Origin of the sequence: Lacrimispora indolis DSM 755, from assembly GCF_000526995.1 — a bacterium.
Taxonomy (GTDB): Bacteria; Bacillota; Clostridia; order Lachnospirales; family Lachnospiraceae; genus Lacrimispora; species Lacrimispora indolis.
This window is the reverse complement of sequence record NZ_AZUI01000001.1, coordinates 3,737,834-3,762,144: the sequence shown is the minus strand read 5'-3', so window position 1 is coordinate 3,762,144 and position 24,311 is coordinate 3,737,834. Positions and strand designations below refer to the sequence as shown.

The 24,311-nt window shown below is 46.3% G+C and carries 23 protein-coding genes; 1 reads left to right on the top strand and 22 read right to left on the bottom strand.

Annotated features, from left to right (window positions below; translation table 11 throughout):
• Nucleotides 1-60: 60 nt before the first annotated feature.
• The 18 genes from K401_RS0118030 to K401_RS0117945 are packed head-to-tail and all read right to left on the bottom strand — an operon-like array spanning nt 61 to nt 19,297.
• Nucleotides 61-1,464: an FAD-binding oxidoreductase gene (locus K401_RS0118030; protein ID WP_024294264.1), complete on the bottom strand. Its 1,404-nt coding sequence runs from the start codon at nt 1,462-1,464 to the stop codon at nt 61-63.
• A 2-nt stretch (nt 1,465-1,466) separates the two neighbouring features.
• Nucleotides 1,467-2,660: an electron transfer flavoprotein subunit alpha gene (locus K401_RS0118025; RefSeq protein WP_024294263.1), complete on the bottom strand. Its 1,194-nt coding sequence runs from the start codon at nt 2,658-2,660 to the stop codon at nt 1,467-1,469.
• An 11-nt stretch (nt 2,661-2,671) separates the two neighbouring features.
• Nucleotides 2,672-3,460: an electron transfer flavoprotein subunit beta/FixA family protein gene (locus K401_RS0118020; protein WP_024294262.1), complete on the bottom strand. Its 789-nt coding sequence runs from the start codon at nt 3,458-3,460 to the stop codon at nt 2,672-2,674.
• A 16-nt stretch (nt 3,461-3,476) separates the two neighbouring features.
• Nucleotides 3,477-5,018 carry an L-lactate permease gene (locus K401_RS0118015; RefSeq protein ID WP_024294261.1) on the bottom strand — a complete coding sequence of 514 codons (1,542 nt, stop codon included), beginning with the start codon at nt 5,016-5,018 and terminating at the stop codon, nt 3,477-3,479.
• A gap of 33 nt (nt 5,019-5,051) precedes the next feature.
• On the bottom strand, nt 5,052-6,035 hold the full coding sequence (locus tag K401_RS0118010; protein WP_024294260.1) for an electron transfer flavoprotein subunit alpha/FixB family protein: 984 nt from the start codon (nt 6,033-6,035) through the stop codon (nt 5,052-5,054).
• Nucleotides 6,036-6,047: 12 nt separating this feature from the next.
• Nucleotides 6,048-6,824 carry an electron transfer flavoprotein subunit beta/FixA family protein gene (locus K401_RS0118005; RefSeq protein WP_024294259.1) on the bottom strand — a complete coding sequence of 259 codons (777 nt, stop codon included), beginning with the start codon at nt 6,822-6,824 and terminating at the stop codon, nt 6,048-6,050.
• An 18-nt stretch (nt 6,825-6,842) separates the two neighbouring features.
• Nucleotides 6,843-7,979 (bottom strand): acyl-CoA dehydrogenase family protein, encoded by a 1,137-nt coding sequence (locus K401_RS0118000; protein ID WP_024294258.1) that lies wholly within the window; start codon nt 7,977-7,979, stop codon nt 6,843-6,845.
• 33 nt (nt 7,980-8,012) lie between these two features.
• On the bottom strand, nt 8,013-9,440 hold the full coding sequence (locus K401_RS0117995) for a D-lactate dehydrogenase (protein ID WP_024294257.1): 1,428 nt from the start codon (nt 9,438-9,440) through the stop codon (nt 8,013-8,015).
• A 13-nt stretch (nt 9,441-9,453) separates the two neighbouring features.
• Nucleotides 9,454-10,758, bottom strand: a complete 1,305-nt coding sequence (gene larA / locus K401_RS0117990; RefSeq protein ID WP_024294256.1) for a nickel-dependent lactate racemase — start codon at nt 10,756-10,758, stop codon at nt 9,454-9,456.
• A gap of 22 nt (nt 10,759-10,780) precedes the next feature.
• Nucleotides 10,781-11,620, bottom strand: coding sequence for a 3-hydroxyacyl-CoA dehydrogenase NAD-binding domain-containing protein (locus K401_RS0117985; RefSeq protein ID WP_024294255.1), 840 nt, complete (start codon nt 11,618-11,620; stop codon nt 10,781-10,783).
• Between the two features lie 52 nt (nt 11,621-11,672).
• A complete protein-coding gene (locus K401_RS0117980; protein ID WP_024294254.1) occupies nt 11,673-12,449 on the bottom strand; it encodes an enoyl-CoA hydratase-related protein in 777 nt (258 codons plus the stop codon).
• A 40-nt stretch (nt 12,450-12,489) separates the two neighbouring features.
• Nucleotides 12,490-13,671 carry an acetyl-CoA C-acetyltransferase gene (locus tag K401_RS0117975; RefSeq protein ID WP_024294253.1) on the bottom strand — a complete coding sequence of 394 codons (1,182 nt, stop codon included), beginning with the start codon at nt 13,669-13,671 and terminating at the stop codon, nt 12,490-12,492.
• 50 nt (nt 13,672-13,721) lie between these two features.
• Complete coding sequence (locus K401_RS0117970; RefSeq protein ID WP_024294252.1) at nt 13,722-15,134, bottom strand: AMP-binding protein; 1,413 nt, start codon at nt 15,132-15,134, stop codon at nt 13,722-13,724.
• A gap of 1 nt (nt 15,135) precedes the next feature.
• Nucleotides 15,136-16,335: an acyl-CoA reductase gene (locus K401_RS0117965; RefSeq protein ID WP_024294251.1), complete on the bottom strand. Its 1,200-nt coding sequence runs from the start codon at nt 16,333-16,335 to the stop codon at nt 15,136-15,138.
• Nucleotides 16,325-17,401 carry a LuxE/PaaK family acyltransferase gene (locus K401_RS0117960; RefSeq protein WP_024294250.1) on the bottom strand — a complete coding sequence of 359 codons (1,077 nt, stop codon included), beginning with the start codon at nt 17,399-17,401 and terminating at the stop codon, nt 16,325-16,327. Before K401_RS0117960 ends, K401_RS0117965 begins: the two co-directional genes overlap by 11 nt.
• A 16-nt stretch (nt 17,402-17,417) precedes the next feature.
• Complete coding sequence (locus K401_RS0117955; protein WP_024294249.1) at nt 17,418-17,654, bottom strand: acyl carrier protein; 237 nt, start codon at nt 17,652-17,654, stop codon at nt 17,418-17,420.
• A 6-nt stretch (nt 17,655-17,660) separates the two neighbouring features.
• Entirely contained in the window at nt 17,661-18,386 is a 726-nt protein-coding gene (locus K401_RS0117950) for a MaoC family dehydratase (protein WP_024294248.1), read from the bottom strand.
• Between the two features lie 20 nt (nt 18,387-18,406).
• A complete protein-coding gene (locus tag K401_RS0117945) occupies nt 18,407-19,297 on the bottom strand; it encodes a LysR family transcriptional regulator (protein WP_024294247.1) in 891 nt (296 codons plus the stop codon).
• A gap of 90 nt (nt 19,298-19,387) precedes the next feature.
• Between K401_RS0117945 and K401_RS0117940 the strand changes: the two genes are divergently transcribed.
• Nucleotides 19,388-19,675, top strand: a complete 288-nt coding sequence (locus K401_RS0117940) for a NifU family protein (RefSeq protein WP_024294246.1) — start codon at nt 19,388-19,390, stop codon at nt 19,673-19,675.
• A gap of 69 nt (nt 19,676-19,744) precedes the next feature.
• On the opposite strand, the gene K401_RS0117935 is transcribed toward K401_RS0117940, so the two are convergent.
• From K401_RS0117935 to K401_RS0117920, 4 genes are all read right to left on the bottom strand, one after another.
• Nucleotides 19,745-20,068: a hypothetical protein gene (locus tag K401_RS0117935; protein ID WP_242837798.1), complete on the bottom strand. Its 324-nt coding sequence runs from the start codon at nt 20,066-20,068 to the stop codon at nt 19,745-19,747.
• Nucleotides 20,069-20,089: 21 nt separating this feature from the next.
• A complete protein-coding gene (locus K401_RS0117930) occupies nt 20,090-21,403 on the bottom strand; it encodes an acetyl-CoA hydrolase/transferase family protein (protein WP_024294244.1) in 1,314 nt (437 codons plus the stop codon).
• A 4-nt stretch (nt 21,404-21,407) separates the two neighbouring features.
• Nucleotides 21,408-22,724, bottom strand: a complete 1,317-nt coding sequence (locus K401_RS0117925) for an acetyl-CoA hydrolase/transferase family protein (RefSeq protein ID WP_024294243.1) — start codon at nt 22,722-22,724, stop codon at nt 21,408-21,410.
• Between the two features lie 117 nt (nt 22,725-22,841).
• Nucleotides 22,842-24,290, bottom strand: coding sequence for a 4-hydroxyphenylacetate 3-hydroxylase family protein (locus K401_RS0117920; protein WP_024294242.1), 1,449 nt, complete (start codon nt 24,288-24,290; stop codon nt 22,842-22,844).
• Nucleotides 24,291-24,311 lie beyond the last annotated feature (21 nt).

Sequence of the window (24,311 nt, the reverse complement as noted above, 5' to 3'; positions counted from 1 at the left end):
AACGATTTCTTTTAACTTCATGGAACATCTGTTCAAAACAGCCTGCAATGCTACAATCCGTTACATTTGGGCAATCTTGTGAGGATTTAAAATATTATTAGGGTCGAACACCTTTTTTATTCCGTTCATCAGGGTTAGATTCACTTCCGGCAGAGATTCCCTAAGGTAAGGCTTCTTGGCAAAACCAATGCCATGTTCTCCGGAAACCTGACCTCCCAGCTTCCTGGCCTTTTCATAAACTTTCTCCATGGCTTTGCTCATACGTCTTTCCCATTCCTCATCGCTTAAATCATCTTTCAGCATATAGGCATGAAGGTTCCCGTCTCCCGCATGTCCGAAGCTCTTAATTCTTAACTCACACTCTTTTTGCAGGCCGTGCAGATAGGTGACCATTTTGTTGACCGAACTTCTTGGAACAACCATATCGACCTCATCCATGTAGGTGGTAGAGCCTTTGATGGCTTCCAGGAATGCTCCCCTGGCCTTCCAGATGGAATCTTCTCTCTCCTCAGTATCAGAAATCAAAACATCTAAGGCACCCTGTTCCAGGCAGAGCGTTGCAATACCGTCATATGCCTTTTCAATTTCTTCTGCCGAATTTCCGTCAAATTTTAAGAGCAGATAAGCGTCTGACTGTTTATCCAGAAATGCCTTTCCTAAATACTGCTCTGCGTCAATAATTACTTCCCGCTGCATGAATTCAATGGCCGTGGGAATGGTCTTTGATTTGACAATTAAAGGAACCGTATTGATTGCATGCTCCAGGGTAGGGAAGGGAATCAGCAGGCTGATCACCATCTTGGGGCGGGGAATCAACTTTAACGTGGCCTTTGTAATAAAACCGAGAGTTCCCTCGGCTCCCACCATTAAATCCTTAAGGGCATATCCGGAGCTGTTCTTTACGACCTTACCTCCGAATTCCGTAATCTCACCACTTGGAAGGACCACTTCCAGGCCCCTTACATAGTCACGTGTCACTCCATATTTCACTGCGCGCATGCCTCCTGCATTGGTGCTGATGTTCCCCCCAATGGTAGCAGATTTTTCGCCTGGATCCGGCGGGTAGAACAGATCATGATCTTCCACATAAGCAGATAGCTCCATCAGCAGAACACCTGGCTCCACCGTAATTGTCAGATTATCCTCATCCAGTTCAAGTACCTGATTCATTAATGTGGTATCAATCATGATTCCATGTTCTATTGCAACGGATGACCCTACCAGGCCGGTACCGGCCCCCCTTGGAGTTACGGGGATGACATTTTCATAAGCATACTTCATTATTTCAGATATTTCTTCTGCTGATTTTGCCTTCACTACAATGTCAGGATAACTGCTGGTACCGCTTAATTCATCATGGCTGTACTCTTCATTAATAAAACCACCGGTCAGAATACGCTCCTCGTCCGGAATGATGCCTTTTATGTAAGCAATATCATCTTGATCTAGTTTTTTATATTCCATGATCATACTCCTTCCTTCTCTTTTATCCTTGCAATCAGTTTGGGGAGAATATCATAGAGATCACCTACCAGACAGTAATGAGCTGATTTGAAGATGGGCGCCTTAGGATCGTTGTTGATTGCAAATATGGTATCTGAATGGTTCATGCCGGCCACAAACTGAATGGCACCGGAAACCCCACAGGTGATAATTAACTTGGGCCTTACAGTACGTCCGCTTAAACCGATCTGATATTTTGCATCCAGCCAGCCGGATTCTGCCATTGGTCTGGTACATGCCACCTGGCCTCCCATAAGATCTGCCAGCTCCCGGAGCATGCTTAAATCCTCTTCTTTTTTCACTCCTCTTCCGGCAACCACCAGAACTTCAGAATTCTCAATAAAGGTCTCCTTCTCCTTTGGCAGAATATCAATGACATCCACATGAGAGACAAGCTTTCCCTTATGGATATCACAATTTACGATTTCTCCTGATTTCACTTCCGAGCGGGCAGGGGCATTCATGATTTTATACCGGACTGTAGCGATCTGAGGACGATGGCTGGGAGTCTTGATATGAGCCATAATGTTGCCGCCAAAGGCCGGCCGGATCTGGGATAAATCACTATTTTCATTCATTTCCAGAATGGTACAGTCCGCAGTCAGACCGGTTTTCATTCTGGCAGCCACTCTTGGCGCAAGCTGGCGTCCTACGGTGGTTGCTCCTACCAGGATGGAGGAGGGTTTCACTTTTTTGATAAAATCTTCAAAGACTGCTGTATAAGGCTCTATTTTAAAACGATCCAGCTCCTCCTTATCATACAGGAAGACTTTATCAGCTCCGTAATGGAGGATTTCTTCACTTTTTTCACTGATATCCTTTCCCATGAACAGAACATATACCTCCTGCCCGGTAACTGCTGCCATCTCCTTTGCCTTTCCGATCAGTTCAAAGGTGACCGGATGAACGGCGCCATCCACATGGTCTGCATAAACAGCAATTCCCTTCCATTCGTCTTTGTTGATCCCAGGTTTTTTTATGTCCTCCACATACTCTACTGCGCCTTCAGGACCCTTCTTTATACAAAGGCGGCACATCTTGCAGGCAGCATTTACAACTACTTTTCCATCCTGCTCCTCCAGCGCTCCGAAGGGACAGACTTTTATCAATTCCTGATGATCAGGAATTCTCTCCTGATGTATGATTAATCTTGCCATTTCTTCACCTCCTAAACAAATTTCAGCTCTTCCATCTTGTCAAACAGCTTTTTGGCAAGCACGTCTCCTGATTCATCCCACACTTCCTTTTTATCGTTTGTTTCCGGAGGGAATATCTTCTGTACCTGAGTGGGCGATCCGTTAAGGCCGTAATTCATTTCATCCTTATCCTTCATATCATCAAGAGTAAGGATCTGAATCTTTCTGTCCTTTGTCTCTGATTTTTTTACGTAGGATGGGAGTCTTGGCTGAAAGATATCTTTATCCACTGCTAAAAGGCATGGGAATTTTACTTTAGCCACCTCTACTTCATCAGGAAGATCCATATCTACCGTAATTCCGTCTCCTTCTAACTTCCGGATTCTCACCACATTGGATACGCTTGGAAAATTTAACCATTCCGATATTTCCGGACCTACCTGCGCGGTGTCCCCGTCTGTGGTCTGCTTGCCGCAAAGAATTAAGTCATACTCTCCCATTGCTTTAATTCCCTGTGCCAGGGTATAGCTGGTCGCAAGGACATCTGCTCCTCCAAAACGCCTGTCTGACAAAAGCGTTCCATGGTCTGCTCCCATGGAAAACGCTTCTTTAATGACCTGCATGGCCTGCGGAGGTCCCATGGAAATAACGTCAACAATACCTCCCGTTTTCTCTTTGATCCGAAGGGCAGTTTCAATGGCATACAAGTCATAGGGATTCATCTTTGAAGCCGCTCCGTCTCTTTTTAACACGCCTGTAACAGGATCCACCTCAACTTTATTGCTGTCAGGTACCTGTTTGATGCAAACAAGGATCTTCATTCTTTTTCTTCCTTTCCTAATAAACCCTACTTCCAAAATACGCGATATAGCCGGCAATTATAATGAAAGCAGCGCTGAATTTCACTGCCTGGTTTAATAATTTGCTCTCACTTCCCAGCAAATTGGCTGCCGCAGCGCCAATGGCTATGCTCTGCGGGGATATGATTTTACCGATGGTGGCGCCTACGGTACTTGACGCAACCAGCCAGACCTGGCTGATGCCCAGGTTTGCAGCCGTCTGAGCCTGCAGGCTGCCGAACAGAACACTGGAAGAAGTCCCGCTTCCTGTTACAAACGCACCCAGCGCACCCACAAGCGGAGCTGTAAAAGGATAAAAGCTTCCTGTCAGTGCCAGCATCGTGCCTGCAATGGCGGCAATCATTCCGCTGTATCCCATGATCTTTGACATGGCCATTATGGTCACTATGGTCATGATTGTTTTCCACATCTGTTTCATGGTACTGATAAATACCTTCCCCATAAGCTTAAAATCCGCTCCCTGTATCTTACCGCCGATCACTGCCGCTGCTGCTATCAAAACCCCCGGTGTGGCCAGCCAGACAAACGTATATGGTTTTGCTCCCTCCCCTGTGTAAATGGAAACTGACGTTTTAACAGCAGAAAGCATCTGATTTACAGGGGGAACCATTTTGGATGTAAGAAGTAAAAATACAAAGATTAAAAGGAAAGGCATCCAGGCTTTCACTGCTTCCTTACCGGTTATTTTATTTTTTCCGTCTGATTTATTGTCCTCTATCCCATATTCCGGATCTGGATTTTTAAACCATTTTTTCACAACACCTATGGTAATTGCCATGGAGCAGATGGAACCGATGATCACCGGAAGCTCTGCCCCAAGAAAAGCTGCTGCAAAAAGCTCTGGTACCGCAAAAGATATTCCGGAAATAAGAGCAACCGGCCAGACTCCTTTTAAGGCCTTTATTGATTTTCCTATGATGCAAACCATAAGAAAAGGTGTGATCAAAATAAACGGAGTCAATTGAAGAGCTGCTGCAAAAGCCACTTCCCCGCCTGGAAGTTCTGCGATCTGAGCTGCGGTGACCGTAGGAATTCCTACCGATCCAAATGCAGTAGGAGATGCATTGGCGACCAGACATGCTGCGGTTACCGCAATGGGAGGAAAGCCCATACCGCACAGCATGCTTGCCGGAATTGCAATTGCAGTTCCAAAGCCTGCCATACCTTCCATAAAGCCTCCAAAGCACCAGCCGATGATCAGGAGCAGAATCCGCTTATCCCTGGATACTCCGGCCAGAATTTGTTTGATGCAGTCCATGCTACCTGTTGCAATGCAAAGATTATATGTAAAAATGGCTGCAAGAATCACCAGGCTAATGGGCCATAGCGCAAGAGCGATTCCCTCTAAGCCTCCGGTCAGGCAATTTACTACCGGCATTTGAAAGAATGTCATAGATAAAACAACGGCAATTGCCAGTGCAATGGGACAGGCTTTAAATGCCGGAAGCTTTAACAGGCTCAATGCAATCATGAGCCATAAAATAGGTGCCAATGCCAAAAGAAAGATCATAATATTCATAAATGCCCCCCAATACAAGTTTCATGGTTCTCCCTACAGTGACTGAATCTTCTTAATCTCCTCTATGAGGAGAGGGATCACCTTGACTGCATCGCCCACAATCCCCACATCCGCAATATCAAAAATAGGAGCATCCTCATCTTTATTGACTGCCACAATATATCCTGAGCCCATCATACCGGATACGTGCTGGGTCGCCCCTGAGATGCCGCAGGCAATATAGAGTTTTGGCGCCACAATTTTCCCTGACTGCCCCACCTGATGGGAACGGGGCACCCATTCTGCCTCAATAGCCGGTCTTGTTGCCCCCACAACACCATGACAGGCTGACGCAAGCTTTTCCACCAGTTTAAAATTCTCCTTGCTTCCCATCCCACGGCCGCCGGATACGATAACCTCCGCTTCCTCAAGGTTTACAGCTTCTGCCATTTCTTTTACCACATCAACGATCCTCGTGTGAACAGCTTCTTCTGATCCCACCTTCTCTTCCACAATCTTACCGGTCCTCTCCGCCAAAAATTCCTTTGCAAAGGCCCCTGATCTGACAACTGCAACTGCCGGTGTTCCCTTTATGACAAGATCATTGAGAATCGACCCACCGTAAACCGGGCAGGTAAAGATAAGACGCCGGTCTTTGTCTGAAACATCCATTACATCCACAGCACAGCCCGTGTGAAGTGTTCCTGCAACCATGGCAAGAAGATCTTTTCCTGCAAGAGTTCCTGCTGAAAGAATCAGGAAAGGCTTAAATTTCTCTGCCAGTTTTGTAAGGACTGTTCCGTATACCTCCATCTGATAACTCTCTTTTTTTACGATTACCGCTTTGTCTGCTCCTGCCATAATGGCAGTACGGGCCGCATCCACCAGATCTCTGCCGATTAAAACAGCAATTACCTCTTCTCCCCTGGCTTCTGCCAGCTTATGGGCTTTTGTAAGCACCTCCAGCGCACCGCCCACAGGAGTATCAGAAACGGTCTCAACATAAACCATAATATTTTTTCCATCTGAATAACTCATTTCTTTCTCCTCCTAAAAGATCCTGGCCTCCGCCATGACTGCCATCGCCTGTGAAACTGCCTCCTGCGGGCTGTCCGCCTTTATTTTAATGCCTGCTGCCCGCTTTGCCGGTTCAAACACCTGGAGAACCTTTAGCATGCTGTCCGTTTCCTCAGAAGGTGTTAATTCCTTAATCTCCTTTTTTCTGGCAGCCATCTTACTTTTAATGGTGGGGTATCTGGGATCGTAATTAGGCTTTTGAACCGTAACAACACAGGGAGCAGGGGCTTCTATGATCCGATAGCCCTCCTCTGTTTCCTGCTTTATTTTCATCATGCCCTCCCCAGGCTCCACCTGGATTACATTGGTTACTGCAGGCAGGGAAAGCTCATTCGCCAAAAGAAGTCCAACCTGGCTGGAGGCATAGTCCGTGGATTCCTTTCCGCAGAAAATAAGATCAAACTTTTTACTTAGATTTTCTTCTATTTCATGGGCTGCCTTCCTTAAGATCCTTGCAATACTTAAGGGGTCCAGAGACTCTGCCATTTCATGCTTTACCAGATATGCACCGTCTGCACCCACGGCGAGACAGTTTTTCAGAGAGTTTTTTACGCTTTCATTCCCAATAGAAACCACTGTAATTTCACCGCCCAAAGCTTCCTTTAATCTGGCAGCCATTTCAAGGGCATAGGTATCAAAGGCGTTCACCACCGGCGTCACCCTCTCCAAAGCCGGCTTTTTTGTTGCCGGATCCAGAGAAATTTCCACGGAGTCATCGGGCACCTGCTTAATGCAAACTAACATTTCCATGATTGTCACGCTCCTTCTTTATTTCCCAATGATATTGCCTGCAATAACAATTCTCTGGATTTCATTGGTTCCCTCAAAGATCTGGAATATCTTCGCGTCTCTTAACAGCTTTTCTACCGGATATTCCCTGCTGTATCCATAACCTCCGAATATCTGGATGGCTTCCGTAGCCACCTCCATGGCAATGTCTGAAGCATAGCACTTGGCAATGGCAGATTCCATGGTATGGGAAAGTCCCATATCCATCCTGGTCAGTGCATGGGCTACCATCTGACGGGCAGTCTCCGTCCTGATCTGCATATCGGCAACTTTAAACTGCATGGCCTGGTTTTTAATGACTGGTTTCCCGAACTGGATCCGTTCTTTCCCATACCCAACAGCCTCATCAATGCCTCTTTGTGCAATGCCCGCAGCAATACAGCCCATCCAGGTACGGGCCTGATCCAGTGTCTTCATTGCAATGGAAAATCCCTTTCCTTCCTCGCCGATTAAGTTGGAAGCCGGTATCCTTAAATCCTCCAGCACAACATCACAGGTATTAGAGGTCCTGATTCCCATTTTGTCTTCTTCTCTCCCTGTGCTAAGACCCGGTGTACCGGCTTCCACAAGGAACATGGACATCCCTTTTACCCCTTTTGTCTTATCTGTCATTGCAGTGACACAATAAAAGGAGGCAACTCCTCCATTGGTGATAAAGCACTTTCTTCCATTTAGTATGTATTGGTCTCCATCCTTTACAGCAGTTGTCTTGCCTGCTCCTGCATCGGAGCCTGCCCCTGGTTCCGTCAGGCAGAATGCGCCAAGACCTCCTTCCAAGACCATTTCACACACACGCGCTTTCTGTTCCTCCCTGCCTGCAATCAATACGGGTTTTAAGGCAAGGCCGCTGGCCGAAATTGTGGTAGCAAAGCCTGCGTCCGCAATTGCCATCTGCTCGATCAAGGCAGCCACATCCACACGGCTTAATCCAGGTCCCCCGTATTCCTCCGGGACCTCCAGAGCCTGATAGCCCTGTTCCATTGCCTTATCATAAATCATCTTTGGCCATTCTCCGGATACGTCGTATTCCTTACACGCCTCCTTTACTTCCTTCTCACAGAAATTTTTCACATCCTGTAATAGATCCTGCGCTTCTTCTGATATCAAATATGCCATTTTGCTCTCCTCCTGGACAAATAAATTTTTATTTTAAAGCTTATAGCAGATTTTTCCGGGATTCAAAATCATCTTTGGATCAAATACTTCCTTGATGCCCTTCATCAGGCACATGCTTGTTTCACCTGCAAAAGCTTCCAGATAGCCCATCTTACCATAACCAATGCCATGCTCACCGGAAATAAGTCCTCCGCATTCCGACGCTTTTTTGTATATAATATCCATAAATTCTCCTACCTGCCGTTTGAATGTCTCTTCCTCCATTTCATTGGCACAGGTATAGATGTGTAAGTTTCCATCTCCCGCATGACCAAAGCTCTTTATGGAAAAATCATACCGGTTTTCCAGTGATTTGACAAAAGAGAGATAGGAAGGTATCTGATTTACCGGCACTACAACATCACACTCATCCAATAGCTTTGTTTCCGCCTCAATGGCTTCAAGGAAGGTGCTTCTGGCTTCCCAGGCTTCCTTCTTTTTCACCGGCGTATCTGCCACCAGGACGTCTACGGCTCCTTCCTCTAAAACCACCTCTGCCGCCTGCTCTGAAAGTTCTTCTAAAAGCTCCAGCTTATCACCGTCAAAGGTGATGAGTAAGTAAGCTCCGATATCAACACCGTCAACTTCCTTTGGAAATACATTCTTTCCCAGATACCGCTCCGAGGAAAGAACAATTTCTTTCTCCATGAACTCCAGTGCCTGGGGCTTCAAACCGGACATGAATATTTTAGGCACAGTCCCGATGCAGTCCGTAAGGTTTTCAAAGGGAACAATAAGGCTTATGGTTTCTTTGGGCGCCGGTATTACCTTAAGAGTCAGTTCTGTGATAATTCCAAGGGTTCCTTCCGAGCCGATCATTAAATGAATCAGGCTGTAGCCGGTAGAACTCTTAGAAACAGGTGCACCCAGACTGATAATTTCGCCCGTAGGAAGCACCACGGTCATGGCCCTCACATAATCTCTGGTACAGCCGTATTTTACGGCCCTCATGCCCCCTGCATTTGTTGAAACATTACCTCCCAGGGTGGCAAATTTCTCCCCGGGATCCGGCGGATATAAAAGTCCCTGATGCTTAGCATCCTCTGCAAGATCATTTAACAGAACGCCGGGCTGTACACGGACAACAAAGTTTTCCATGTCATAATCAAGGATCTGGTTCATCTTACTCATATCAAGTAAAACTCCGCCGTAAATGGCCACTGCCGCTCCCGTAAGACCGGTTCCCGCTCCCCTTGGAATCACTGGAACATTGTTTGAAAAACACAATTTCACAATGGCAGCAATGTCCTCCGTACTGGTGGCATCAATTACCACATCCGGAATGCCTTTTCCATAGATCGGCATCTCATCGTGGAAATAATCCTCATTCATCTCTTCTTTCTCATGAACCCTGCCCGGAACGATTTTCTTAAATTCCTGTATGAGTTCCGGGGTAACTTTGCTGTAAGTTACTTCTTCCATCTTAATTCCTCCTTTACGGTAATGACAAAGGCTGTCTGCTCCTGACGATTACGGAAACCCCGTCAGGAATGACCGTAATTTTCCCATCAGACTTACCCAGCCAGTGATCTGCCATGGAAATTGCTTCTTCCACGCTGCCTGCATAATCCATCTGCATGCTACGGACCATTTCCCCGGTAGCCCGGGTGACCATGATCACCTTATATTTTAAGAGAATTCTGCACAGAATCTGTGCCTCCCACTGATCCGGCACGGTTTTATCCCGGGGCGTATCAAGAAACCGGTTCATGATTGCATTCTTATCTTCTCCCCCCGCAAAGGTATTGTAAAAGGACTGGCCTCCATGGCCGTCACTGCAGCTTGATACCATGATGATGACACCCCCAGGATTGCAGGTGGCCTCAGCGGCCGTCATGCCTTTTACAGACTGGTATATATTCTGGTCCAGGGGATATCCGCCGTTGGTAGTGATTACAATATCCGCCGGAATGGCATCCACTCCTGAGAGCTGGTCCACAAACTTACAGCCTTCCTTATGAGCTTCGTTGAAATGGCCTGCATAGGCCTTTATCACTTTCTTATTTTCATCCAGCACTACATTGACAATAAAAGCAAGTTTTGCCTGCTCTGCAGCGTAAGCCATATCCCTTTGTATGGGATTTCCCTCCAGAATACCGGTTCTAGCATATTGACTGTCAATAAACTCAGAGCAATGATTTGCCATGACCGTCACCCCGCTTGAGACTCCCGGCAGCACGCTTTTTCTTCCGCCGGAAAAGCCTGCAAAGAAATGAGGTTCTATAAAGCCTTCCGATATAAGAAGATCTGCCTCTGCCGCTATCCGGTTAATCAAAAGCTTTCCCCCTGAGGGAAGGGTGTCTATGAAAACCATATCCTCATCTTTCCAGCTTTCATGAACAACAAAACGGATATCCGTTCTGTCAACAATCTCCTGACCGAACTTATCAATGAGTTCCTCCCTGGTGGTGGATCTGTGAAATCCGGTGGCAATGAGGATTGTAAGCTGTGCCTGGGGATTTCCTTCTTTGATTTCCTCTATAACCGCAGGTGCTATCACTTGGCTTGGAACCGGCCGGGTATGGTCGCTTGCTATCATGACAATGTTTTTCTTCCCCTTAACCAGTTCTTTCAGCCTTGGGGAGTGAATGGGGTGTTCCATCGCTTTTCGGACCAGCTCCTCTTCCCCATCATCTGCCTGATAGCTGTGAGCCCTTGACATAAGTAACCCGTTTAATCTGCTGTCAGGAATATTCAAACTGATTTTTTCCCTTCCAAAGGGCAGCTGCACAACCGCCATATATCTTTCTCCTCCCTATCCGTTATCCTTTATACTGATAAAAACCGCTTCCGGTTTTCTGTCCAAGCTTTCCGCCCCGTACCATCTTCTTAAGCAGAGGATGAGGACGGTATTTGGGATCTCCTGTTTCCGAATAAAGCACCTCCATAATGGCAAGAACCACATCAAGCCCGATTAAGTCTCCCAGCTCCAGAGGCCCCATAGGATGGTTGGCTCCCAGCTTCATGGCGCTGTCAATTCCCTCCGGATCTGCAACTCCTTCTGCATATATTCCGATTCCCTCATTGATCATGGGTATGAGAACCCTGTTTACCACAAAGCCTGCGGCCTCCTCTACCTGTACAGGAACCTTTCCGATGTCAGCGGCTATTTTCTTGATTTCTGCAATTATTTCAGGAGGAGTGTTAAGTCCTGCAATGACCTCCACCAGCTTCATAACCGGCGCAGGATTAAAAAAATGCATTCCCGCAACAGGCCGGTCAAGCCCTGCCCCAAGCTCTGTGATGGAGAGTGAGGACGTATTGCTTGCAAACATTGCTTCCTTTTTGCATATATTTCGAAGTTCCTGAAAGGTCTGTTTTTTCACTGCCATATCTTCAATTGCTGCTTCTACCACCAGATCACAGTCCTGGCAGATACTAATTACCCCTGTCTGAATTTTAGACAAAACTGCATCAGCACTTTCCTGTGTCATTTTTCCTTTTGCGACTCTCCGTTCCAGACCCTTTGCAATTTTCTTTTTACCATTTGCTGCAAACTCCTCATTGATATCGCATAAAAATACTTCATACCCTTCTGTCTGGGCAAATGCCTGGGCAATTCCTGACCCCATGGTCCCTGCGCCTATAATTCCGACTTTCATCCCATATCCCTCCTTCTATGTTTGTATGTGTTGGGATAAATCTCCCCTCGCCTTACTTCATAAGAAACGTTTTCTCTTTTCTCTTCTCAAGAAAGGCTTTCATCCCTTCCTTTTGGTCCAGTGTCTCAAAGCAGTCTCCGAAAAGCCGTTCTTCCATGGCGACCGCCTGATCCATATCCACCTGAAGCCCCTCATTGATGGCTTTTTTACAATTTCTCACCGCAATGGGAGCATTATCTGCAATTCCTTTTGCCATCTTTTTTGCCTCCAAAAGCAGCTCCTTTTGAGGGTACACGCCATTGACAAGGCCAATCCGGTAAGCTTCCTCTGCCTTTATATTTCTTGCAGTAAATATCATCTGCTTCGCCATTCCGGGGCCAATGATTCTTGCCAGCCTCTGAGTGCCTCCAAAACCGGGGGTAATGCCAAGACCTGCTTCCGGCTGTCCAAATACGGCATTTTCAGAACAGATCCGTATGTCGCAGCTTAAGCAGAGTTCGCAGCCTCCGCCAAGAGCAAATCCATTTACCGCAGCTATAACAGGAGGGGGAAAGGTTTCCAGACGGCGGAAGATATGGTTTCCCCTCTTTCCAAAGGCCTCTCCTTCCTTTTTTGTGAAGGTGCTCATTTCTGCAATGTCCGCTCCCGCCACAAAGGATTTATTTCCAGCTCCCGTAAGAATCAATGCTCTGACCGAAGCTGTGTCAATCTGGTCAAGAATCTGGTCAAGTTCCTCTAAAACCTGGCTGTTTAAGGCGTTTAAAGCATTGGGACGGTTAATGGTAATGATACTAATCAATCCTTCCGCTTCGTATGTAACAAATTCCATGTACCGGCACCTCATTTCTTCCATTATTATGTCAACCGTCTCATTCTCTTTTAACGATGGTTGCGCAGCCCATACCGCCTCCGATACAAAGGGTAGCAAGCCCCTTTTTCGCATTCCGTTTTTCCATCTCATGAAGCAAAGTCACAAGAATACGGCATCCGGATGCTCCTACCGGATGGCCAAGGGCAATGGCCCCGCCATTTACATTTACCTTTGACAGATCAAACTTTAAATCTTTTGCCACGGCCAATGACTGGGCCGCAAATGCTTCATTGGCCTCAATGAGGTCAAACTCATCCACAGTCATATTCGTCTTTTTAAGCAGCTTTCTGGTTGCAGCCACCGGACCGACTCCCATAATCTCAGGTGCAACGCCTGCAAGAGTACCTGCTTCCCAGTATGCCATAGGCTTAACGCCCAGCTCCTTTGCCTTTTCTTCACTCATGACTACAATTGCTGCCGCACCATCGTTTATGCTGGAGGAATTGGCGGCCGTAACGACTCCCTCCTTTTGAAAGGCCGGTCGCAGTTTTGAAATTCCTTCTGCCGTTGTTCCAGGCCTTGGACCTTCATCCCGGTCAAAGACAAGGGTTTCCTTTTTCTTCTTGATTTCCATCGGCACAATCTCTTCCCGAAATCGGCCGGATTCAATGGCTGCACAAGCCTTTATCTGACTGGATGCCGCAAAACGGTCAAGCTCCTCTCTTGTAATCTCCCACTGTTTCGCCACATTTTCTGCCGTTACACCCATATGGTAATCATGAGATGCATCCCACAGTGCGTCATTTACCATGGCATCAATGAGCTGTCCGTGATTCATACGGTATCCGAAACGGGCATCTTTTAAAAGATAAGGGGCCATGGACATATTTTCCGTTCCTCCGGCCACTACAATATCCGCTTCTTTGCACTGAATCATCTGGGCTGCCAGATTCACACAGTTTAACCCGGAACCGCATACCACATTGATGGTAACCGCAGGAGTCTCCACCGGAATACCCGCCTTTAAGGAAGCCTGGCGGGCCACATTCTGTCCCAGGCCAGCCTGAATCACACATCCCATATAGACTAAATCAACCTGATCCGGCATGACACCTGCCCGTTTTAATGATTCACGGATAACGGCTGCTCCCATATCCTGGGGAGGAACCGTACTCAAAGCTCCTCCCATGGTTCCGATAGCCGTGCGGCAGGCTCCTGCTAATACAACTCTTTCCCCCATAATAAAACCTCCTTTTTCATCAGATATAACAATGTCATAAGCTGCGTCCCTTATAAAAGCTCCTTGTAAAGGGTTTTTCCGGACAGGTTTTTAGGAATCTTATCCACCTGGTGAATCCCTGCTGCCCTGGAATTTATCCTTGTCATCTGGTAAAGATGTTCCAGGATCAGCTCCTCTCCAGATTTCTCCCTGAGATCCGTAAAAATGATCAGACTGTCATCTGTTCCCACACAGGCAAAATCACTTCCTTCAAAATGTTCCTTTAACAGCCTCTCTGTCTCATCAAGATTTACCCTGTTTCCAAACATTTTGATGAAACGTTTTTTTCTTCCGGTAATGTAGTAATAACCGTCCTGATCCCGTTTTGCCATATCACCGGTATGCAGGATGCCCTTCCACTCATCTTCTTTTTTTAAATCCTCAGGGCAGCAGGCATATCCAAGTGCTACATTCTCCCCTTCATACACCAGTTCTCCCTGGGTATCCGGTTCTTTGAGTTCTTCTCCCTTATCATCCTCCAGCCAGAACCTGCCTCCTGGTATGGCAATTCCCATGCTCCCGCATCGCTCCACTGCTTTTCCAGCGGGCAGATATCCCATTCTTGCCGTGGCCTCTGTCTGCCCATACATAACAACAAATTGCTTTCCTGTCTTTTCCGCATAGGAAGCAAACTCCTTATGAAGGTTTATGGGAAGCTTTCCTCCAGCCTGTGTCATTGTCCGTAAATCAGGCAGGTCCATCTGGAGAAACCCGATCCGTTTCAGAACCTGGTAGGTATAGGGAACTCCGCCAAAGGATGTGCCCTTTTTTTCCTTTATAAAATCCCAAAACGGCTGCTCTACCATACTGCGGACCGTAAGCAAAAGGGCTGCCCCCGCTTTCACGTGGCTGTTGATGATGGATAATCCATAGGTGTAATTCATGGGCAGCGTGGTAACAGGCCGTTCCTTCTCATGGATGTTAAGATACTTACATATGGACTCTGTATTGGCATCGATGTTCCTTCCGCTCTGCCTCACAAGCTTTGGACTTCCTGTACTCCCTGATGTTGTAAGAAGCAAGGAAAGCTCTCCGTAAAGGGAAGGAGACAGCTTTTCCATTCTGCGGCACAGGCAATATCCTTGTGTTTTCCATACGATTTCACATTCCTCTGCCTTTAAAAGACAATCCTCCGGTATATATAGAAAAGCCGGGCGGTACTCACGGATCAGCCCCATCAGAAGCTCCTGGTTCATGTGTTTTTCCAGCATCAAAGGAACCACCCCTGTTTTTAAGCAGCCCAGATACCCAAGAAGAGATCCAATGGTATTCTGGCATAATATAATAATCAGTTTTTTCCCTCCGATATACCGGTACAGCTCCTCTGCAAAAGAATCCAGATCCCGGTATGTCACCGTCTGTCCGGCATCATCTGCTGCCAGCATCCGGTCTCCGTATGATTTTTCTTCCTGAAACAGACGCATATTACTCCTCCCAGACAATTTCCCTGGACAGCATCTTAATCAGATCCTGCCCATCCCATACAAGATCCATGTTTAAGGCTTCCCCTATGGGCACCACCCTGTGAATTCCATATAAATGGTTATTTATAATATAATCGGTCAGTTCCTCCCTGCGGATTCCGTAATACGTTACCGTTTGAAGTTTTCTGACTGCCAATTGCCTGACCGCAGTCCGGTAATCTCCCTGATACTCAAAAAACAATCCGCAGGTGCCCCGGTAATTTTCCGGATAAGGAGGAACTTCAGAAAGCAGAACCGTATAAAGCAGGTTATCGTATTGCTCTGTCCTTAAAATTTCCTCCGTTATCATGGCATATCTGCATAAGGTCTCGTATTTTTTCGTGGCCTTATGAGGGCTTAACTCATAAGCGGCTGCCTCTTTCTTAACGGTGTTCCACCATCTTCTGCGGATCTGTTCTGTCCTTTCCGTCTTCTCCTTCTGGTTCCATATGACAAACTGAGGGCTGGAGCAGGCATTCTGATCCATGGCATAAGCATCCTTTACAAATCCGTATGCCAGCGTTTGATGGACTTCATCAGGAATCGTTCCGATCCGTTTTGTATCCAGAATGCAGATGGAATACCGGTCCGGAAACATGACCTGCACGGCATCCGGTCTTAATTTCATTCCTCTGACCGATTGTATGGCCTGATCTCCTCCCCATGCCATAAGACCATCGCATTCCTCCAGCCAGCTTTTAATGATTTTATTTTCTCTTTTACAGGAGAAAACAGAAATCCGGTTTCTGACAGAAGAAAATTCCGGCCGGCTCAAAAGATTGTCAATTATTTCACACAGTTTTTGATCCTCCTTCCGGCTCCTGGAAGAGATCCGTACCGCGCAGCTATTTCCAGCCAATAGACCGATGACCATGCTGTAAGCAAACAGAACCGGGACATTGGAAGAGACAATATGAAAGATCACACCTCTGCCCATGCGAAGTTTTCTATCCTCGTACCGCATCCGAAATTCCTCCATATGGGTCCTTCTTAACCAGAACCCAAAAGCCGGGATTTCACGGTACGTTTCAAACTCCCTTCTCCTTTTGCGTATTTCAATAGAAAGCTCTTCCAGAAAGTCCATAACAAGTTCTGAAAAAGGTTTTAACGGCTCAGCCTTCGGCCGGCTTACTCCTGCCAGATATGTGACATCATCCATCATAGGTATCACTGCACCCCCTTATCTCAGCCTGGTGTATTCTCCCCAATACTTTAAAATATTTTCCCAGACGGCCGCAGGGGCAGTCATCCTCTCCCAGAATGATTCCCTCATCCTCCGTAAGTATGGAGTGCCCGGGGTAAGAAAGGGCAAGAGGGGAAAGTACCTGTATGATCCCTTTTTCCCCATGGGAGCAAACGCTGAAATCCTTTGCCCGTCTGGTTATGATATCGGAATATAAGCTTGCATGGAGGTGACCCTGGGAACATTCCATATAGATACTGCCTGTCTGTTCTGCCATTCCATAATAATTATGGATTTCCTTAATCCCGGATGCTTCCCCGATCCTCTCCTTAAATTCATGAGAGGAAACAGATTGATCCTCAAGCTTTTTAAATCCTCCCCCATGGATAAGGATTCCTTCCGAAAGATCCAGCTTCTGTCCGGACTTTGCAAGGACCTGATAGAAATACTTCCAGATCATATAGGTAAAACCAAATATCAGGATCCCTTTTCCCCCATAGCGTTCCAGAAATTGCCGGATTCCATCCATATCAAGGTTCATATCCCGGTCCAGTCCATAACAGATTCTGGAGGAAAAAATGGAAAATCCAAGGATTCCCGCTCCTCTGGCTGAAAACAGGTTTCTGTCTTTTAATACCTCCGGACTGTCCAGTACCAGAAAGGGAAGTCTTTCCTCTCCCCAAAAGTCTCCTCCAATATTTGCCAGTGCCCTCTGCTGGTAATCTGCCGTATCCCTATCCAGATAAATCCTTGATACCGTCTGCCCTTTTGTTCCGGAAGAAGTCATGGTCTTAAATACCTCCCTGCCTGGAATGCTGATCAAGTCCATATCCTTAAAAAGTCCAACCGGTAGCATGGGGATCTCTTCCTCTCCCATCAGTCCGCGTTCAGGAATCATAAGGTGTTTCAAAAATTGTCCGTATGCATGGCAGTGTTTTCTGTGATAATACGTCAATTCTGTCAGCCATTCCCCGTACATCAGTTTTTTCTCATCCTTTGCTGCGGAAAACGGCTTCCTGTTCAGAATGCCTTCATAATCCATCATGAATGGCTTCTCCCTTTTAAATCACAACACCGTATTTTGCCAAAACTTCCTTTCCTTTTTCATAGGAGGAAAAAGCCATTACATCCGAAGTACTGATGTGGATATCAAACGTCTCCTCCAGATCTGAAATCAGATCCATATGTCCCAGAGAATCCCATGAATGGGCTCCTCTGTATTTCAGACCGGGAAGCTCCTCTTCCTTTACCCTTAAAGCCCGGATAAATAACCGGTTGTAAATCTCCAGATTTGTCATAAAACCTCACTCCCTTTCTCCTGCCACGGCAAACAATGTTTTCATCATCATCTGCCTGCTTCTGACTGTAAGAACTCTTTCCCCGCGCTGATTTTTACAGGTACCGAAAAAAAGTCCGGTGTAGCAGCTCTCCTGTTCCTCAAAGGAAACAAACCGGACGGTAATTTCTAAAGTGTCCCCGCAAAAAGCCGGCCGTATGAACCTGGTATTGTGCTCCATGTATACCGTTCCGCTTCCGGGAAGACTTGTTCCCATAAGTGCGGAAACCAGGGAATCAATGAATATTCCATGGGCCGGCGGTCTGTCAAAGCCAGCCTTTAAAGCAGCTTGTGTATCCTGGTGAATACTGCTTTTATCTCCGGTCAGCCTGGCAAACATTTCTATATCCTCTTTCGTTATGGTTCTCGTTGCCGCTGCCGTTTCATGAAGATGCAGCGTTCTCTTTTCCTGGGACAGAAAAGGTTTTTCCCCATTTGTTTTGAAAAGCTCCTGCTCCAGCTGTCTGAAGCTTTCTTCATCCCATACCACAGCCACCTTGTAACGTGCTTTTAATTTTTTCATTTCCGCACATCTTCTGCTGCAGCCGCAGACCACCACCCAATAATCGCAGACCTGGTCTCCTTTTGGGATCACGTATTCATGCTCAGGATTTGTTTCTCTTAATTTTTCCACCCGTTTTGCCCTGTCGTACACAGGATTGCAGCCTCCGCAGTACTTAATCCCAATTACCATCTCCGCCTCCGAAAACCAGACTACTTCTGACATTCCAGCATGCTTTGCAATTCCCTGGCCACGGTCCCTAAGGGCCTGTTGATATCACTGACAATGCAGATTTTACGCTCAGGAATCTGTTCATGAAGCTTTATTTCCAGAATATCCTTTGCCTCAAGGAACGGTCCGGCAAACTCCTCCGGCACAAAACCGATTCCAAGACTCTTTCGGATAACCGGAATAATTAGATCCATGGTGGCCACCTCAATGGCCGGCTGCATGGTAAGGCCGCAGGAACGGTAAAACTCCTGAAGAAAGCCAAAGGTGGTGGTGGTACTGGACAAAGTGATAAGAGGAAGCTTCACAACCTCTGAGAGGAACATTTTCCTCTCTCTATATTCCTCATACATTCTTCCGCCCACCAGAATGCTCTTAAAGGATTTGACTTCAACTACCTTTAACCTCTGTTCATAGTCAATAGGGGTTGTAATAATCGCCAGATCTATCTTTCCGGCTTTCAGCTCACTGAGAGTCTGCTCCGTATTATAATTGAAGATATTAAGCTTCACCTGAGGATACTGTTCCTGGAAAATTTTCAGTTTCTCCACCAGATAAGACCGCATGGCTACCTGAGTTACCCCTACATTAATATGGTCATGCTGCTCTCCCATCAATTCTCTCAGCTTTTCTTCCCCCTGCATCAGTTGTTTGCATGCAGGAGCCACATAGCTGTAGAGAAGCTCTCCTTCGGATGTCAGCGTGACGCCTTTTCTGGACCGTATAAACAGCTTGCACCCCAGCATGCTCTCAAGATTCTGCATGCAATATGTAACTGATGGCTGGCTCGTTACCAGGGCATTTGCCGCTCTGGTGAAATTCTTGTATTTGGCTACATAGTAGAAAACTTTATAATGCTCAAAATTAGCAGTCATACCATCACTTCTTTCATAAAATATTCATATAGTAAACTCCATTGACAAACCGTCCCCCTATTGGTAGACTTCTATGCAAAGGAGGTTACTATGGATACCGCAATTACACAAATCGAATCTGTTCTTGACGCAAAGGTAAGGCCCTCTCTGGCGGCTCACGGCGGCAATGTAATCATTCAAAGCCTGGAACATAATGTTTTAAAGGTCAGGTTAACCGGCAAATGCTCCGGGTGTCCCGCCGCTCACAGTACAAATGAGGAATTGATTTCCCTTGAGGTACACGCAGCATTTCCTTCCATCCGCGACATTATCTTAGTAGAAGAAACGAATCCCCAACTGCTTGACATGGCACATAAAATACTGCACCACCAGCTTTAATACATGGAAAATCAGAACAGCTTTGTTTCCTGGCCCGGGATTTGATTCCGGGCCTTTCACTTGGTACTCCTACTTCCCCTGCTCTCTTTCTTTGTCTAATTTTACGTTTCTGGTATAAAGCCACATATCGAATGTGATTTCAATAAAATTCATAAAATAAAAGAACCAGGATAAGAAAAACAGCCAGTCATTTCCAGCAGGTGATGATCCGTACAGCAAAAACTTTCTAACAATTCCAAATATGTATCCCAGCCAGATAAAGGCTTCAAAAGAAAGGCTTTTTCCTTTTGCCGTTCTGGACACATAAGACTTATGAATGGAAAACGGCCAGGATAAGCCAAAGCATACGATCATAAGCGTTTCCAGCAAATTAGAAATCATAATGATATTCATATATCCCCTCCTCCATTTACATTACACCAAAAGCACTTCCCCAAATCGCCGTTCAAATTCTCCGGATAATTCTTCCCGGAAGGCCGGTGCAGCAATCTTTATCAGTTCCCTTGCCCGTTCCCTTAAGGATTTTCCTTTTAAATGGGCAATTCCATATTCCGTCACAATATAATCCACATCGTTTCTGCTGGTGGTAACCGCTGCCCCCTCTGTCAGAAACGGCACAATCTTAGAGATGGTTCCACCCTTTGTGGTAGCACCAAAGGCAATGATTGACCGGCCGCCCTTTGAGGCAGAAGCCCCTCTCACAAAGTCCATCTGTCCGCCTACTGCCGAATATTGCTTTAGACCAATGGCTTCCGCACATACCTGTCCCATGAGATCAATCTGCAATGCGGAATTTATGGACACCACATTATCGTTCTGGCTTATGACAAAGGGATCGTTCACATAGCTGACCGGCATCATGCAAATGGCAGGATTGTCGTGTACAAAATCATACAGCCTTCTGGTACCCATCATAAAGGTTATGACCATTTTTTCTCTGTCAATGTTTTTCTTTTTCCCGGTGATTGCACCTTTTTCATAAAGATCAATGATGCCGTCGGAAATCATTTCCGAATGAATCCCCAGATCTTTCTTATCTCCCAGGAATTTTAAGACTGCATCCGGAATTGCTCCGATTCCTAACTGGAGACAGTCTCCATCCCGCACAAGTCCGGCGATGTTTTCTCCTATCTTTTCCTCAACCGCTCCGATGACCGGACGGCCGTGCTCATGAATCGGCTCATTGCTTTCCACAATGGCTTCCAAATTGCTGACATGAATAAAATTATCTCCCATGACCCTTGGCATATTGGGATTGACCGCTGCGATCACCTTGGTGCCCGGCTGTTCTCCCACTTCTTTCGCAAAGTCACAGGAAAGGCCGTAGCTGCAGTAACCGTGTTCATCGGGCGTTGATAAGGTTACTAAAAATACATCCGCAGAAGCAGTCTGGGTTACGTAATTTGGTATCCGGTTGAAGAAGCAAGGAGTGAAATCGCCCTTACCCTCTGCTATATAGCTTCTGCTGCGCGCTCCTACAAACAGGGAAGTATATTTAAAATGTTTCTCCATACCAGGTTCAAAAAACCTGCAGGCCCCCATATCATGCTGCTGAACAATATGGATGCCCTTTAAATCCTTCTCAGCCGCATAATCAACCATTGCACTTACAAGCCCATCCGGTTCTGCTGCTGCATGAGCAATTAACACCGTATCCCCTGAATGAATGATTTTTACAGCCTCCTGAGGGGATTTCACCTTTGAAGCATAGATCTTTTTCCAGTCCACGTAGCTACACCTCCTGATATTTTTCGGCAAAACGTCTTTCAAATTCCTCCGCCAATCCGTCCTTAAACTGAGGCGCTGCAATATGGATCAGCTGACGCGCTCTTTCTCTTAAGGTATTGCCTTTCATTTTAGCAATTCCATATTCTGTTACAATATAATCCACATCATTTCTGGAAGTTGTTACCGTAGCTCCCTGGGTGAGGAAAGGCACGATCTTTGAAATGGTTCCTTTTTTCGCAGTGGCAGGAAATGCCAATATAGCTCTTCCTCCTTTCGAAAAAGAGGCTCCTCGGATAAAATCGACCTGCCCGCCGATTCCGGAAAACTGCTTTAAGCCCATGGCCTCAGAGCAGGCCTCTCCCATAAGATTTACTTCCACCGACGAGTTAATGGAAACCAGATTATCATTTCTTCCAATGATCGCAGGATGATTGACATAATCCACCGGCGCCATGTACAGGCCGGGATTATCGTCTGCAAAATCATAGAGCTTCCGGGTTCCCATAAGAAACGATACCACCATTTTATCCCTATTAAAATTCTTTGCGCTGCAATTAATTACTCCATGCTCATAAAGGTCAATCACACCATCTGAAATCATCTCAGAATGAATGCCAAGATTTTTCTTATTTCCAAGGAATTTTAAAACCGCATCCGGAATGGCTCCGATTCCAAGCTGCAGACAGTCACCGTCATGCACCAAAGATGCAATATGCTCTCCGATTGCCATCTCAACATCGCCGATGTGAGGAAGCCCAAGCTCCGGAATCGGAGTATCATCCTCTGCAATCACATCAATATCACTCACATGAATAAAGCTGTTTCCCAGGGTCTTTGGCATATTGGGGTTGACGACCGCGATCACCTTTGCCCCTTCTGCCTCTGCTGCAGGCTTTGTATAATCGCAGGATACTCCAAAGCTGCAATAGCCATGTTCATCAGGCAGGGATAAGGTAACCAGAACCACATCAGGCTTCTTCACATTCTGATAAAAGTAAGGAGTCTGGTAAAAATAGCATGGCGTAAAATCCCCGCGGCCGCTGTTTACGCAGTCTCTCGTTTTTGCTCCCAAAAACAGGCTGTTTTCTCTGAAATGCTTTTCCATGCCAGGCTGTGCATAAAGGGAATGCCCCATATCCACCTGCTGAAAAATTTCAATGCCTTTTAAATCAGCCTTTACCGCATAATCCACCATTGTGTCGACCAGCTTCATCGGTTCCCCTACTGCATGACCAATTACCACACGGTCACCGGATTTTATGATCTGCACTGCTTCTTCCATGGTTTTAAGTCTCGATAGATATATCTCTTTCCAGTTCATACTTACGTAACCTCCCCGGCACAATATTTTATTATAAAAATATCCGCCATAAATCCAGTCCCATATGTTTATGGCGGATATTCTACCTCAATAAGCCGCATACATTCAGGCTTTTATTTAATCCTCAATTTTGGCTATGGCTTTAGCAAGCTCTTTCTTTCTTCCAATGTTGCCCTGGCGGGAAATCATGATTCTCTGTGCCTGGGGAGAACCGGCACCATGGAGAGACTCGGTTCTGTATCCCACGGCCGCTGTGCCAAGGGTCATATTTTCAATCAGGCGCAGAATCCTTAAACGGTTTTCTGTAGAGACTCCCTCAACTCCCTTTAAGTACTTCTCCACATAGCCTCCGATGACAGGATCATTCAAATCCTTTTCAGACGGCGCCGTTACCATAAGGCCTCCGGCAATGTCTTCTGCCAGACGTGCAATTTCATACGGGAATCTGGTAACGTTCTGCTTACATACATTGGCCAGAAGAAGGTCAATGATGTAATTTCCGGATTCTGTTGGAGTCCCTTCTGCGGAACAGGCAATGCCGCAGCAATACAGGGTTTCATTTAAATGAGTCATTTCAATCAGCTTATCCTTGATATGGGAAGCCTTAGGCACCCCATTGTAATCTGCCGCCAAAGCGGTGGCACCGATTAAAACATCCCCTACGCCTACCTTACACCCGCCGTAGGACTGTCTGTGGTATCCTGCAAAACGCTCCACCAGAACACCTGCAAATTCATATTCTCCATCCAGGAAGATGCGGTCATTGGGAACAAATACATCGTCAAATACAACCAGCGCTTCCACTCCTCCGAATTCGCTGTTGCCCACATCGATCTGGCTTCCCTCCAGCTTTCTGGTATCGCAGGACTGTCTTCCGATTATCATTGTGATTCCGGCCGCATCCGTTGGGACCGCAAAGGATACCGCATAATCCTTATCATCAGGGCCCATGGCAACGGTAGGCATTACAATTACTTCCTGGGAATTGATAATACCGGTCTGATGTGCTTTGGCGCCTCTTACAACGATCCCGTCGTTTTTTCGCTCCACCACTCTCAAATACATATCCTGATCCGGCTGATCATGAGGAGCCAGTCCCCTGTCACCCTTTGGATCCGTCATGGCTCCGTCCACGGTTAAATCTTCATCCTGAACCATTCTTAAATATTTTTTGAAATTCTCGTGATAATGGGTTCCATGCTTTTTATCAATCTCATAGGTGGTGGACCATTCCGCATTAAATGCATCCATACCTACACAACGCTGAAAGCAGGAAGCCGTCTTCTGGCCGCAAAGTCTCTGCATCTTTACTTTTTTCATCAGATCATCCGTACTTCTGTGGATATTTGCAAACCGGTTGATCTTGCGCCCATCCTCTAAAGTCACTGTCATTAAATCTTCATATTCCGGCATCTGGGCCAGATCATAAGTGGCCTTTACAGAATTAAGTGACGGTCTTAAAATCGGATTGTCAATGGGATTATCAATTTTTTTCCCAAACATGTAAACATTCAGATTCATCCTGCGCATACTTTCCACATACTCTTCCCCTGTCATCAAAGCCATAACCATCTTCTCCTTTTTTAA

Bases quoted from the DNA above. Each gene is read 5' to 3' on its own strand.
- K401_RS0117955 (WP_024294249.1), bottom strand. From the start codon at position 17,654: ATGACAAATCTGGAGATTTACAACCGGTTATTTATCCGGGCTTTAAGG.
- K401_RS0117925 (WP_024294243.1), bottom strand. From the start codon at position 22,724: ATGAACTGGAAAGAGATATATCTATCGAGACTTAAAACCATGGAAGAA.
- K401_RS0117960 (WP_024294250.1), bottom strand. From the start codon at position 17,401: ATGATGGATTATGAAGGCATTCTGAACAGGAAGCCGTTTTCCGCAGCA.
- K401_RS0117935 (WP_242837798.1), bottom strand. From the start codon at position 20,068: ATGAATATCATTATGATTTCTAATTTGCTGGAAACGCTTATGATCGTA.
- K401_RS0117940 (WP_024294246.1), top strand. From the start codon at position 19,388: ATGGATACCGCAATTACACAAATCGAATCTGTTCTTGACGCAAAGGTA.
- K401_RS0118000 (WP_024294258.1), bottom strand. From the start codon at position 7,979: ATGGCATATTTGATATCAGAAGAAGCGCAGGATCTATTACAGGATGTG.
- K401_RS0118015 (WP_024294261.1), bottom strand. From the start codon at position 5,018: ATGAATATTATGATCTTTCTTTTGGCATTGGCACCTATTTTATGGCTC.
- K401_RS0118025 (WP_024294263.1), bottom strand. From the start codon at position 2,660: ATGGCAAGATTAATCATACATCAGGAGAGAATTCCTGATCATCAGGAA.
- K401_RS0117970 (WP_024294252.1), bottom strand. From the start codon at position 15,134: ATGCGTCTGTTTCAGGAAGAAAAATCATACGGAGACCGGATGCTGGCA.
- K401_RS0117950 (WP_024294248.1), bottom strand. From the start codon at position 18,386: ATGGTAATTGGGATTAAGTACTGCGGAGGCTGCAATCCTGTGTACGAC.
- larA (WP_024294256.1), bottom strand. From the start codon at position 10,758: ATGGCGGTTGTGCAGCTGCCCTTTGGAAGGGAAAAAATCAGTTTGAAT.
- K401_RS0117980 (WP_024294254.1), bottom strand. From the start codon at position 12,449: ATGGAATTTGTTACATACGAAGCGGAAGGATTGATTAGTATCATTACC.
- K401_RS0117920 (WP_024294242.1), bottom strand. From the start codon at position 24,290: ATGGCTTTGATGACAGGGGAAGAGTATGTGGAAAGTATGCGCAGGATG.
- K401_RS0118020 (WP_024294262.1), bottom strand. From the start codon at position 3,460: ATGAAGATCCTTGTTTGCATCAAACAGGTACCTGACAGCAATAAAGTT.
- K401_RS0117985 (WP_024294255.1), bottom strand. From the start codon at position 11,620: ATGAAAGTCGGAATTATAGGCGCAGGGACCATGGGGTCAGGAATTGCC.
- K401_RS0118030 (WP_024294264.1), bottom strand. From the start codon at position 1,464: ATGGAATATAAAAAACTAGATCAAGATGATATTGCTTACATAAAAGGC.
- K401_RS0117975 (WP_024294253.1), bottom strand. From the start codon at position 13,671: ATGGGGGAAAGAGTTGTATTAGCAGGAGCCTGCCGCACGGCTATCGGA.
- K401_RS0118005 (WP_024294259.1), bottom strand. From the start codon at position 6,824: ATGGAAATGTTAGTTTGCATTAAGCAGGTGCCCGATGACTCCGTGGAA.
- K401_RS0117965 (WP_024294251.1), bottom strand. From the start codon at position 16,335: ATGATGGATGATGTCACATATCTGGCAGGAGTAAGCCGGCCGAAGGCT.
- K401_RS0117995 (WP_024294257.1), bottom strand. From the start codon at position 9,440: ATGGAAGAAGTAACTTACAGCAAAGTTACCCCGGAACTCATACAGGAA.
- K401_RS0118010 (WP_024294260.1), bottom strand. From the start codon at position 6,035: ATGAGTTATTCAGATGGAAAAAATATTATGGTTTATGTTGAGACCGTT.
- K401_RS0117945 (WP_024294247.1), bottom strand. From the start codon at position 19,297: ATGACTGCTAATTTTGAGCATTATAAAGTTTTCTACTATGTAGCCAAA.